Consider the following 12,867-nt stretch of genomic DNA (forward strand, 5'->3'; position numbering starts at 1 on the left):
GTAGGTATAATAAAAACCAAAACAAGGGGCTTCACAAAAAATAACAAAATGTTACAAATTAAACAAATATTGAAATTTGTTTAATTGAAGTTGTTTCTTATATTTTTAAAATGAATAAATATTTAAGTTAATTATCTTTTTATAAATCCAGCTATAATATTGTCACCTAGATATTCCTTATTTGATTCCCAATAATAGCATTCAGACGTTCTGTAATCATCAAGATTTAATTTATGGAATTCATTTTTGCTATTGGAAGCATTAACCCCAATTTGTTGTAACAATACATTTATTTCTCCTTCATTAATTTTAACAGCATTTTTATATAACTCTCCATAAAATTCGAAACTTAGATATGCAATTATATATTCTTCAAATTGAATTTCTTTAGCAAAATAATGAACTAATTCGTCTCCAAAACGCAAATTTTCATTATCAGAAACATAATCTAAATTTAGCTTTAAATTCCAATGAAATAGATGATCTTCATCCAAGAAAATTATTGCAAAGTTATCTTCAAATGCAACTGCTAATCCATAAAATTTTAGCTTATCAATATTAATTGGCAATCGTCCAATCAAAGCACTTGTATTATGTCCCATTAAGCTTATCTATTAATTATTAAAAAAAAACCGCTTCAATCAAGAAGCGGTTAAGTTAGACTTAGTGTAGCGGTATTATATTTTTATTTATTTTTTAATAAATCTCTAATTTCTGTAAGTAATTGTTCCTGAGTTGGTGGTGCAGGAGCTGCCGGAGTGTCGTCTTTCTTTTTGACGCTGTTTAATCCTTTGATGATTAAGAATAAAACAAATGCTACAATTATAAAATTAATTACTGCCGAAAGAAACAAACCATATTTTACACCGCCAAAAGCAGTTAGATCTTCTATCTTAGATAAATGAGCCGCATCCAAGGCAGGTTTTAATACTAAAGGTGTAATTACATCTTCAATAAACGAATTCACAATTTTACCAAAAGCTGCTCCAATAATTACAGCAACAGCAAGATCAACTACGTTGCCTTTCATTGCAAACGCTTTAAACTCAGAAAAAAATCCCATAATTGATTGTTTTAATAATGAATATCGAAAATACGGAATTTTCTTGAATATTTTTACTTTATCTAAAAAATACCCGTTTTACGCGCTGCGAGATACTGGTCATAATTTCATACGGAATGGTTTTAAGCGCTACTGCCATTTCTATTACCGTTGGGCTTTCGCCAAAAATAATTACTGAATCTCCTTCTTTACAATCAATCTCGCTTACGTCAACCATAAGCATGTCCATGCAGACACTTCCTACTATATATGCTTTTTGATTTTTTATCAATACATATCCCACTTGATTTCCCCATAATCTTGAGATTCCGTCGGCGTAACCAATTGGAATTGTGGCAATTTTTGTTTCTTTTTCGGCCATAAATCGACGTCCGTAACCTACGCTGTCGCCAGCCGGAATGGTACGAACCTGAGAAATAATCGATTTTAATGTTCCTACATTTTCCAGATATTTTTGTTCTGCAGAATCGTTAGAAACTCCGTATAAACCAATTCCTAAACGTACCATATTATATTGTGCATCTGGAAAATTACTAATTCCGGAAGTATTCAAAATATGACGGATCGGATTGATTTTTAATTCTGATATCAATCTTGATGATAATTTTTCGAATAAACTAACTTGTTTCATCACAAAATCAAAGTGCTTCGGTTCATCGCTTGTTGCCAAATGCGATAAAATACTTTGAACATGAACTGTAGAATTTCCTCTTAAAGTCGCAATTAATTCTTCAATTGTATTGTCTTCAAAACCTAAACGATGCATTCCTGTATCGAGTTTTATGTGAATTGGATAGTTTTTTAACTTCTTTTCTTCTGCAATTTTCAAAAATGCTTTTAAACCTTTTACACTATAAATTTCAGGTTCTAGCTGATATTGAATAATCGAAGGAAAACTAGTCGATTCTGGATTTAAAACCATAATTGGGAGTTTAATTCCTCCGTTTTTCAACGAAATTCCTTCATCGGCGAAAGCCACACCTAAATAATCTACTTTATGATGTTCCAGTAATTTTGCAATTTCCAAACCGCCGTTTCCATAACCAAAAGCTTTTACCATAACCATTAGTTTGACGTTTGGCTTTAGTTTTGATTTGAAAAAATTAAAGTTATGGCTAATTGCATCCAAATTAATTTCCAGAACCGTTTCATGTGTTTTTTCTTCTAACAGCGAAACAATTTCTTCAAACTGAAATGATCGTGCTCCTTTTATCAGAATGGTTTCGTTGGCAAAATTCAAACTTTCAATTGCATCAATAAATTCGGCAGTGTTTTGAAAAGTAGTACAATTCGAAAATTTAGAAGCGTAAGAAGAAATCGTCGGCCCAATTCCTATTACGCGGTTTATTTTATTATCCGAAATAAGCTGTGCGACTTTAGAATATAATTCTTCGTTTGAAAAACCGCTCTGAAAAATATCGGACAGAATTACGGTTTTAGAAACATTTTTATTCTGGCTTTCCAGAAAATCTAACGCAATTTTAAGCGACTGAAAATCGGAACTGTAACTATCATCAATAATACTGCAATTATGAATTCCGTTTTTAACCTCCAAACGCATTTCTACGGGATACAATAATGAAACACGATTCTGAATTGTTGCTGCATCGTATTTAAAGTACAATAAAACTAATAAACAGGAAATTGCATTTTCTACAGAAGCAGCATCGCTAAACGGAATTTCTAAATCAAAAGTTTCGTTTTTGTATCGATATTGAATGCTTGTTGTTTCACTTTTACTGCTCTTTTTTTCAATAAAAACATCAGCAGTATTATCAGTAAAACTCCACGAAAAAAGAATTCTGTCTGCTAAAGGATATGTTGAAGAAAACTTAGTAAAACATTCGTCAACGAGTTTATTCTTCTGATATATAATTTCTGTTGAATGCTTAAAAAGCAATAATTTTTCGTTGATTTTCTGTTCCAGATTTTCAAAACCTTCATCGTGTGCAGAGCCAATATTGGTTAAAACGCCAATGTTGGGTTTAATGATTTTTTCGAGTTTGGCCATTTCATTAACGGTAGAAATTCCGGCCTCAAAAATGCCAAGATTATGTTTTTCATTAATAGCAATAACAGACAACGGAACTCCAACTTGCGAGTTATAACTTTTTGGACTTCTGATAATATTATAATCCGGGCTCAGCAGGAAATTAAGCCATTCTTTTACGATGGTTTTTCCGTTACTTCCAGTTAATCCAATGATAGGAAAATGAAATAAATCACGATAATAACCTGCAAATTCCTGCAAAGCTTTTTTGGTGTCCTTTACCACCAAAAAGTTGGCTTTTCCAGAATAGTTTTCAGGAATATATTGCACGACAAAATTCTGAACACCTTTTTCTATCAATTCAGGAATGTACAAATGAGCATCATTATTTACACCCGATAAGGCAAAAAATAAAGTTTGTGAACCGTTTTGAAGCGAACGGCTGTCGATCGAAATATGATCTATAAAAATATCCGTATTTGAGCCGTTCCATTCGGCATCAAGAACCGAAATAAGGCTTTTAAGATTTATGCTCATTTAAAAAAGTTTCTTTTTGTAAAATTAAAAAAGTTTGCCACGAATTGCACTAATTTACGCTAATTTTAATTGTTGCTGCATACAAAAAACAAAACTCATTACGTTTTAATTCAATAATCTAATTCGTTAAAATTTGTGCAATTCGTAGCAAAAAATTTTATATTTGTTGAATACCACAATTGTACTGTTTTGAAAAAAATCCTGCCTCTCTTCTCCTATATACTGCATCCGATTTTTATATCGATGTATGCTACTTTATTTTATCTTTTTTGCAAAAAGGATATCTTTTCTAATCAGGAAAAATATTTTGTTTTGTTTCAGATTCTGATTATTACTATTGTAGTTCCTATTTTATTTTTCTTACTGCTTCGTTCAACAGGACATGCAAAATCGATAATGCTGCCGGAGACTTCGCAGCGCAAAATTCCGCTTATTCTGCAATGTTTCTTGTATATTTTATTGGTAAAAAGAAGTATTGTTGTGGTGCGTTATCCAGAATTGCATTTCTTTTTTCTTGGTGCTTTATTCACTACTATTTTAGCATTAGTCTGCTCGCTTTTCAAGATCAAAGCCAGTTTACATATGGCTGCTATTAGCGGTTTAGCAATATTTGTGATCGGATTAAATATTCACACACAATTACACAATCCGTATTGGCCTGCTTTCTTGATTTTAATGACTGGAATTGTTGCTTCTTCTCGTTTAGAAATGAATGCTCATACGCCAAAAGAGCTTGTAATTGGATTTTTTATCGGGATATTTCCGCAATTATTGTTTCTGTATTTGTGGCTATAAAATATAAAAAATCAAACCTGCATTTAGGGTTTTCAGGTTGATGTTCTGTCCATCAATTGTCTTTGCAGATTTAAACAACGGATTTAAACCATAATACAAATACAAATTCCAGGTATTATAACCAGCAGAAAGATAAGCGCCGTACTGAATTTTATTGATGTCTGGATTATTATTTATTTTATAGGTTGTTTCTCCATCGTCTAAAATAGATGAATTTGAAAAAACATAACTAAACTTCATTCCGCCATAAATTCTCCAAAACTTGGTACTCTCAAAAGTCGAATTTCTCCATCTAAATTCAATTGGAACTTCTACAGCATATTGCCTGTATCGGTTAGAAACAAATTCACCATAACTGTTTACGCCATAAACCAAAGCACCAGTCCCATCCTTAGAAATATTTAGATTTTGAAAATAATTCTGATAACTCAATCCAGCACCTGCAGCGATGGCAATTGTTCGCATTTTATTTAAAGGAATATCGCGCAGAAAACCACCAGACAGACCTAGAGAAAATTTATTTTGTTTGAAACTTTGAGGAACATCGGTAAACATATTATAGGTCATCGAGAAATAAAATTGGTCTTCGCGATACAAAGAATCAATTTTAACCACAGGTTTTATCTCAGGCTTAACTTCGTCCTGAGCAAACATATTAAAAAACGTTACAAAAAATAAACAGCTAAAAAGAAATCGCATATCGTATTTTGGTTTTATAGTGGTTTTCAAGTAAACGTTTTTAGGGTTGATTTATTTCACTTACAAATATAATATAATGCTGCCTCTGGATGCGATTAGAACGCAATTATTCTCTTTTTGATGGCGATTAAAATCATTTGCTGCACTTTTTTTAACAAAATTAGAATAGAGTCCAAAAAATAAATCAATTTTCTTTAGATCTTTTATACCTTTGTCAAGGATGAAAAAAAAGCAACTCATATTAAGTTTGTCTTTGGCTGCAGTGGTATTGTTCTCAATACTATTTCAGTCGATACACAGTTATGAGCATATTGCAAAACAGCTTTCAGAAAAACAATGTCACCACAACTACAATGATCCTAGTGGTGAAATAACGCACCAGCACCATAATTATGACTTATGTTATGTTTGTCATTTTGCTTTTGGAAGTTATATTGTACCTGATCATTTTTCATTTCAATTCCATACTTTTCAAAAAGAAATTCCATATTTCTTTACCTTTTCAGAAAATGTTTTTACATCTCCTGAAAGTTCGTATTTATTACGTGGTCCTCCCGTTGCTGTAGTTGCTTAATTTTTCGAAGTATTCGAAATAAAAAAAACAAAAACACTTTCTTTTTTAAATTGATTTTAAAAATCAGTTCAATTTTCCAGTCTTAATATTTATTAAGATCGGAAGGTTTTACTATTATTTTCATTTCATTTTACAAAGAAAAATCAATTAACTATAGCATCATTTTCAAATGAAAAAAATAATATTAGCCCTTATTCTAGGCTTATCGAGCATGCTGCATGCTCAAAATTCTGTTTCTGGAACCGTAATCAATTCTCAGAACCAGCCAATGCCGGGAGTTTCTGTATATGCACCCGAATTACACAAAGGAACAACAACCGACGCCAACGGAAAATATGAATTTACAAATCTGCCAAACGGAAGTTTACGACTTTCTTTTGCCTTTGTAGGTTTTACAACGCAGAACAATACAATTCCTAAATTAGTAAAAGAAAACACTTTAGACATTACGCTTTTGGAATCTGTTTTTGAAATGGACGAGGTTATTGTGTCTACTCCTTTTAACAAACTGCAATCGCAAAATGTTATGAAAGTGGAGCATGAAAGCATTAAAACTTTACAGCAAAAGGGAACTTCAACTTTAATTGAAGGTTTGGCCACGATTCCCGGAGTTTCGCAGATTTCAACTGGAACTTCTATCGGAAAACCTGTAATTCGAGGACTTAGCGGTAATCGCGTTTTAGTATATTCTCAAGGTGTTCGTATCGAAAATCAACAGTTTGGTGATGAGCATGGTTTAGGGCTTAATGATGCCGGAATCGAAAGTGTTGAAGTTATCAAAGGCCCGGCTTCTTTATTGTACGGATCGGATGCTTTGGGCGGTGTTTTGTATTTTAATCCTGAAAAATTTGCTGACGCGAATACTTTTAAGGCTAATTTCAGTCAAAAATATTTTACGAATACACAAGGAAGTAACTCATCTATTGGTTTAAAAACTTCTACTGACAACTGGAAATTCTTAGCTCGTGGCAGTTTCAACACGCATTCTGATTATAAAATTGCTGATGGAGACCGCGTAACGAATTCTCGCTACAACGAAACTGATTTTAAAACGGGTGTTGGTTACAGTAATTCTAGTTTTTCTAGTGTTTTAAGATACAACTATAATAAATTGGATATTGGGATTCCGGAAGACGGAATTGCCGAGCAATCTTCTAGCAAAGACACTCAATTCCCGAGACAAGGAATTTTTAATCATTTGTTGAGTTTAAACAACGTTATCTTTTTTCAAAACTCAAAATTAGATGTTGATTTAGGTTATATTTCTAATGACAGAAGCGAATTTGAAGACAGCAATGTAGCGTCTTTACATATGAGATTGAATACGCTTAATTACAATGCAAAATATCATTTCCCTAAATTGGGAAAAATTGAAACTATTGTAGGCGTACAGGGAATGCATCAGACAAATAAAAATTCCGGGGAAGAATATTTAATTCCAGATGCGACTACAAATGATTTTGGTGTTTTTGGAACTGCAAATTACGAATGGGACAATAGTGTTATTCAAGCCGGATTGCGTTTTGATAATCGAAATGTAACTTCTGATCCGCACGGAATTGATGGCGAAGAAGGTTATTTTCAGCCTTTAGACAAATCATTTGACAGTTTTAATGCTTCTCTTGGTTATAAAACAAAATTGGCCGAACCTTTAACGCTACGTCTAAATGTAGCAACTGGATTTAGAGCGCCAAACTTAGCGGAATTAACTTCAAATGGTGTTCACGAAGGAACAAATCGTTATGAAATTGGAAATGCTGACTTGAAAACAGAACAAAACGTTCAGACGGATTTAAATTTAGAATATAAAAATACGCACTTCGAATTTTTTGTAAACGGTTTTTACAATCACGTAAACAATTATATCTATACTTCGCCAACTGGAGAGGTTAGAGAAGACAACGATGTTTTTGCTTATATTCAGGATAATGCACAATTGTATGGTGGTGAAGCCGGAATTCACTTTCACCCTCACCCATTAGACTGGTTACATTTTGAAACAAGTTTTGAGACTGTTACAGGTAAAAAAGACAATAACGATTATCTGCCTTTAATTCCTGCAAACAACTGGAATAACACGCTTAGAACAGAATTTAATATTAAAAACTGGCTGCAGGAAGGTTTTGCTTCTTTGAATGTTTCATCAACTTTCAGCCAGGATAATGTCAGCGGTTTCGAAACGGCTTCTAAAGGTTATACTTTGGTAAACCTAGGCTTTGGAGGAACTGTAAAACTAGGAAAAACTGCCTTTGATGTAAATCTTAATGGAAACAATTTATTCGATAAAAAATATATCGCCCATCTTTCGAGATTAAAAACGGACGGAGTTCCTAATATCGGACGAAATATAGTTTTGGGAGTGAATTTTAATATCTAACATTTTTAAACCATATAAGTGATATAAGTTCAGTTTAGTGCCAATGCTTTCCTGCAAGGTTTCTAAAACCTTGTAGGTATGTCTAAGTTTATTGCATTTACTTTTGAAAATTATACCTACAAGGTTTTAGAAACCTTGCAGGAAAAACTAAACTTATATCACTTATATGGTTTAGTTTTCACAACAAAAAGTGTTATTTTTGTTACAACACATAAAATTAACTATGAAAAAAACATTTTTACTAATGGCAGTCACAACCGCAGGAATTTCATTTGCACAAAATAAAATTCATTATCCCGAAACTAAAAAAGGAGAAACTGTTGATGTTTATTTTGACACTAAAGTAAGCGATCCTTATCGCTGGCTTGAAGATGATAAATCTGCCGAAACCGGCGCTTGGGTAAAAGCTCAAAACGAAGTAACTTACGGTTATTTAGATAAAATTCCATTTCGCGAAGAACTTAAAAAGCGAATGGAAAAACTTTGGAATTACGAGAAAATCAGTGCGCCTTTTACACAAGGAAAACATATCTATTATTCTAAAAATAATGGTTTACAAAATCAATCTGTTATTTACAGAAAAGGAGAAAATGGTAAAGATGAAGTTTTCTTAGATCCAAATACATTTTCTAAAGATGGAACAACTTCTCTTGGTGGTTTAGATTTTTCTAAAGACGGAACAAAAGCAGCTTATGCCATTTCTGAAGGAGGAAGCGACTGGAGAAAAGTGATTATTATTGATGCTTTGTCTAAAAAAGTTTTAGAAGATACTTTGGTTGATGTAAAATTCAGCGGTATTTCATGGCTTGGCAACGAAGGGTTTTATTACTCTAGTTATGACAAACCAAAAGGAAGCGAATTGTCTGCAAAAACAGATCAGCATAAATTGTATTTTCATAAATTGGGAACACCTCAAAAAAATGATAAAGTTATTTTTGGAGCAGATCAAAAAAGAAGATATGTTAACGGTTATGTAACAGAAGATGATCATTATTTGATTATTTCGGCTGCAAATTCTACTTATGGAAATGAGCTGTATATTAAAGATTTAACCAAGTCAAACAGTCCGATTACAACTATTGTTGACAATTTCAACAGTGACAACAGTATTATAGAAACTGAAGGAAGCAAACTTTTTATCGACACGGATTTGAATGCGCCGAACAAACGTATTGTAACGGTTGATGTAAGCAATCCGAAACCAGAAAACTGGAAAGATTTTATTAAAGAAACAGAAAATGTTTTATCTCCAGCAACAGGTGGTGGTTATTTCTTTGCTAATTATGTTAAAGATGCTGTTTCTTTAGTTTTGCAATATGATTATAACGGAAAATTAGTTCGCGAAATCAAACTTCCGGCAGTAGGAACTGCAGCTGGATTTGGCGGCAAAAAGAAAGAAAAAACACTTTATTACACTTTTACTAATTATACCACTCCGGGAAGCGTCTTTTCTTTTGATCCAAAATCTGGAAAATCAGAAATTTACCAAAAACCTCAAGTGGATTTTAAAAGTGAAGATTATGAGTCTAAACAAGTATTCTATACTTCTAAAGACGGAACTAAAATCCCTATGATTATTACGTATAAGAAAGGATTAAAATTAGACGGTAAAAATCCAACAATTCTTTATGGTTACGGTGGATTTAATATTAGTCTGACTCCAAATTTCAACATTGCAAATGCAGTTTGGATGGAAAATGGAGGTGTTTACGCTGTTGCCAATTTAAGAGGTGGTGGTGAATACGGAAAGAAATGGCATGATGCAGGAACGAAACTGCACAAGCAAAATGTATTTGATGATTTTATTGCTGCTGGTGAATATCTAATCGCTCAAAAATATACTTCTTCTGATTTCTTGGCAATTCGCGGAGGTTCAAACGGAGGTTTATTAGTTGGAGCAACAATGACACAGCGTCCAGATTTAATGAAAGTAGCTTTACCAGCTGTTGGAGTTATGGACATGTTACGTTACAACGCTTTTACTGCAGGTGCAGGATGGGCTTTTGATTACGGAACTGCTCAGGACAACAAAGAAATGTTTGAATATCTTAAAGGTTATTCTCCAGTTCAAAACGTTAAAAAAGGGACTCATTATCCTGCAACAATGGTAACAACTGGAGATCATGATGATCGTGTTGTTCCGGCGCACAGTTTTAAATTTGCATCTGAATTACAGGAAAAACAAACAGGCGATAATCCGGTTTTAATCAGAATTGATGTAAAAGCTGGGCATGGAGCAGGAAAATCTGTTGCTGCAAGTATTCAGGAAAATGTAGACATTCAAGCGTTTACACTTTACAATATGGGCTTTAAGGCTTTGCCTTCAAAATAAATTTATAAAGATTTTTTTAGCCACAAATTCACGAATTATTTTGTGAGTTTGTGGCTATTTTTTTTGCCACGAATTACACGAATTATTATTTCACGCAGATTTAAAATGATTTTGGCTGATTGATACAGATTTATATTAAATCTGCGCAGATCTGCAAAATCTGCGTGAAATAATAATTCGTGTAATTCGTGGCAAACCTTTTTTAAACAAACGTTTTCTTTTAAATTTGAGGAACTAAAAAACCAAAGAATGGAAACTATTAGATGGGGAATAATTGGCTGTGGGAATGTAACGGAAGTAAAGAGCGGTCCTGCTTTTCAGAAAATACCAAATTCAGCTTTAGTGGCTGTAATGCGAAGAGATGCTGCTCTTGCCGAAGATTATGCCAAACGCCATAACGTACCAAAATGGTACTCGAACGCCGTCGATTTAATTAACGATCCAGAGGTTGATGCTGTTTATATTGCAACACCTCCCTCTTCTCATAAAGAATATACGATTTTGTGTGCCAAAGCCGGAAAACCGGTTTACGTAGAAAAACCTATGGCTTTAACATTTGAAGAATGCAACGAAATGATCAGCGTATGCAAAGAACACAATGTTCCGTTATTTGTAGCCTATTACAGAAGAAGTTTACCAAGGTTTCTCAAAATAAAAGAATTAATTGACGAAGGAAAAATTGGAACGGTAAGACACGTAAATTGTGTTTTATACCATCCGTTTGAAGAACGCTATGACGACGAAATCAACTTACCGTGGACTGTGATGCCTCATATCTCTGGCGGTGGGATTTTTGTTGATTTGGCTTGCCATACTTTAGACTTCCTGGATTTTGTTTTAGGACCAATAAAATCGGTTCGCGGACATGCAAGTTCGCAACTTCTGGCTTATCCTGCCGAAGATGCTGTTTCGATGTCATTTTTATTCGAAAACGGAATTCACGGTTCTGGTTTATGGAATTTTGCCAGTTTTGAACGTTATGACAATACCGAAATTGTGGGCGATAAAGGCAAAATATCCTTTTCTACTTTTGGAAATGATCCAGTTCATGTTCAGTATTTGAATGGCGAAAAAGAAAGTATTACGATTGAAAATCCGTTGCATATTCAACAGCCTTTTATAGAAACTGTTGTTGCAGAACTTTTGGGTAAAGAAGACGCTTCTCCATCAAAAGGAATTTCAGGCGCGAGAACGACTTGGGTAATTGATGAAGTTTTGAAAGAGTTTAGAGATTCTTCTATATAATGTTTTTACACTTGTTTTGTCATTCGAGAAACTAGGGATGAGAAAACTGGAAAATTTAAAACTTAAAGACAATAAAAAAGAGGATATCAAATGAATATCCTCTTTTTTTGTAAACTTAAATTGTATAAAATTATAGGCTGTATTTAAGACCAACTGTCAAACCAATACCACTAATTCCAACATAAGTACTCACATCATCAGTAGCTTTAGTACTATCAAAACCAGCCGCATTTGTTACTTTACTATTTGAAGTAGAATTAATTGACTCCACATATTTAGTATGACTTGCAGAATAAGAAGCATCTGGACGAATAGTAGTTGCTGTATTTAATTTATCTACACCATTTTCAGTATATATTTCTGTTTCTTTACTTTTTCCATGTACAGTAAAGTTACGGCACTCTAATTCAGCAAAAGCAGAAATGTGTTTTCCTAATTTATAAGAAGTACCAATAGAAGCCATAAATCCAAGTGAAGGATTAGGTTTCACAACATCTTTTGAATAAGCATCTGTTGCAGCAACCTGATTAGCACCTACAAAGGTAGTATATTGTCTGTCTGTTTTAATGTCTAAAGTACCGTGAACTGGAACAATAATTCCAACTTTAGTATACGGTTCAAAACCATGAGATTCACCTAAAAACATTACCAATGCCGGAGCGATATCAAAAGCTTTGATTTGTCCTTCCGCAGTAAAACTTAAATAAGTAACTGGCACAGTAGCTGAAGGGGCTGGAGTGACCATTCTGTCTGTAGTCTGAGCCATTGTTTTAGTATTACTAGTATAGTAATTTGCTGCTACCTCAACTCCTAAACGTGTAGAAAAACGGTAACCTGCTGTAATACCACTTCTAAAACCCTGTCCAAAAGAACCTGTAACACCTTCTCTAGAAACTAATTTATTATTAGCTAATGTACCTGCATAAACATCTCTATTTGGCAATTGACCTCCAACAGTTGGAAATTCAGTAGAAGCAGTTTGATTGAAGTATGATCCGCCTAATTTAAAATACCAGCTTTCTGGTTTATCTGCCTTTTCAGTTTGCGCTACTGCAACAATAGAGCAAAACATTAATCCTAATACTAATAGGTTCTTTTTCATAATTCTTGTTAATTAATTTATACAAACTTAAAGCATTTTAACAAAATCTTTGAGCTTGAATTGTTAGACTTGGAACGAAAACGTTGTAATTTTGGGCAATATTACTAAAAAAGTATTATGCGTGCATATTTTTAACATAATTAAACCCTAATA

10 protein-coding genes are annotated in these 12,867 nt (G+C 33.3%); 5 read left to right on the forward strand and 5 right to left on the reverse strand.

Annotation, left to right across the window (positions count from 1 at the left end; translation table 11 throughout):
* Positions 1-131: 131 nt before the first annotated feature.
* The 3 genes from EV144_RS09025 to EV144_RS09035 form a co-directional block, all read right to left on the reverse strand.
* The gene (locus tag EV144_RS09025) at positions 132-602 is read right to left on the reverse strand and encodes a hypothetical protein (protein WP_134148145.1); all 471 of its coding nucleotides are present in this window, start codon (positions 600-602) and stop codon (positions 132-134) included.
* A gap of 83 nt (positions 603-685) precedes the next feature.
* Positions 686-1,063: a large conductance mechanosensitive channel protein MscL gene (gene mscL / locus EV144_RS09030; RefSeq protein WP_134148146.1), complete on the reverse strand. Its 378-nt coding sequence runs from the start codon at positions 1,061-1,063 to the stop codon at positions 686-688.
* A gap of 58 nt (positions 1,064-1,121) precedes the next feature.
* Entirely contained in the window at positions 1,122-3,590 is a 2,469-nt protein-coding gene (locus EV144_RS09035; protein ID WP_134148148.1) for a bifunctional UDP-N-acetylmuramoyl-tripeptide:D-alanyl-D-alanine ligase/alanine racemase, read from the reverse strand.
* Between the two features lie 189 nt (positions 3,591-3,779).
* On the opposite strand from EV144_RS09035, the gene EV144_RS09040 reads away from it, so the two are divergent.
* Positions 3,780-4,385, forward strand: a complete 606-nt coding sequence (locus EV144_RS09040; protein WP_243854644.1) for a hypothetical protein — start codon at positions 3,780-3,782, stop codon at positions 4,383-4,385.
* Here the strand turns inward: EV144_RS09040 and EV144_RS09045 are convergent.
* A complete protein-coding gene (locus EV144_RS09045) occupies positions 4,380-5,114 on the reverse strand; it encodes a porin family protein (RefSeq protein ID WP_317129080.1) in 735 nt (244 codons plus the stop codon). The genes EV144_RS09040 and EV144_RS09045 overlap by 6 nt on opposite strands.
* Before the next feature lie 190 nt (positions 5,115-5,304).
* On the opposite strand from EV144_RS09045, the gene EV144_RS09050 reads away from it, so the two are divergent.
* From EV144_RS09050 to EV144_RS09065, 4 genes are all read left to right on the forward strand, one after another.
* Positions 5,305-5,658 (forward strand): hypothetical protein, encoded by a 354-nt coding sequence (locus EV144_RS09050; RefSeq protein ID WP_134148149.1) that lies wholly within the window; start codon positions 5,305-5,307, stop codon positions 5,656-5,658.
* Positions 5,659-5,827: 169 nt separating this feature from the next.
* Complete coding sequence (locus tag EV144_RS09055; protein ID WP_134148151.1) at positions 5,828-8,035, forward strand: TonB-dependent receptor; 2,208 nt, start codon at positions 5,828-5,830, stop codon at positions 8,033-8,035.
* A 223-nt stretch (positions 8,036-8,258) separates the two neighbouring features.
* On the forward strand, positions 8,259-10,367 hold the full coding sequence (locus EV144_RS09060; RefSeq protein ID WP_134148152.1) for a prolyl oligopeptidase family serine peptidase: 2,109 nt from the start codon (positions 8,259-8,261) through the stop codon (positions 10,365-10,367).
* A gap of 249 nt (positions 10,368-10,616) precedes the next feature.
* Positions 10,617-11,612 (forward strand): Gfo/Idh/MocA family protein, encoded by a 996-nt coding sequence (locus tag EV144_RS09065; protein ID WP_134148154.1) that lies wholly within the window; start codon positions 10,617-10,619, stop codon positions 11,610-11,612.
* A gap of 130 nt (positions 11,613-11,742) precedes the next feature.
* On the opposite strand, the gene EV144_RS09070 is transcribed toward EV144_RS09065, so the two are convergent.
* The gene (locus tag EV144_RS09070) at positions 11,743-12,714 is read right to left on the reverse strand and encodes an outer membrane beta-barrel protein (RefSeq protein WP_134148156.1); all 972 of its coding nucleotides are present in this window, start codon (positions 12,712-12,714) and stop codon (positions 11,743-11,745) included.
* Positions 12,715-12,867: the final 153 nt, after the last annotated feature.

Source organism: Flavobacterium sp. 270, assembly GCF_004368785.1.
GTDB lineage: Bacteria > Bacteroidota > Bacteroidia > Flavobacteriales > Flavobacteriaceae > Flavobacterium.

Excerpts from the sequence above, each read along its gene's own strand:
- EV144_RS09025 (WP_134148145.1), bottom strand. The coding sequence starts at position 602 with ATGGGACATAATACAAGTGCTTTGATTGGACGATTGCCAATTAATATT.
- mscL (WP_134148146.1), bottom strand. The coding sequence starts at position 1,063 with ATGGGATTTTTTTCTGAGTTTAAAGCGTTTGCAATGAAAGGCAACGTA.
- EV144_RS09035 (WP_134148148.1), bottom strand. The coding sequence starts at position 3,590 with ATGAGCATAAATCTTAAAAGCCTTATTTCGGTTCTTGATGCCGAATGG.
- EV144_RS09050 (WP_134148149.1), top strand. The coding sequence starts at position 5,305 with ATGAAAAAAAAGCAACTCATATTAAGTTTGTCTTTGGCTGCAGTGGTA.
- EV144_RS09055 (WP_134148151.1), top strand. The coding sequence starts at position 5,828 with ATGAAAAAAATAATATTAGCCCTTATTCTAGGCTTATCGAGCATGCTG.
- EV144_RS09060 (WP_134148152.1), top strand. The coding sequence starts at position 8,259 with ATGAAAAAAACATTTTTACTAATGGCAGTCACAACCGCAGGAATTTCA.
- EV144_RS09065 (WP_134148154.1), top strand. The coding sequence starts at position 10,617 with ATGGAAACTATTAGATGGGGAATAATTGGCTGTGGGAATGTAACGGAA.
- EV144_RS09070 (WP_134148156.1), bottom strand. The coding sequence starts at position 12,714 with ATGAAAAAGAACCTATTAGTATTAGGATTAATGTTTTGCTCTATTGTT.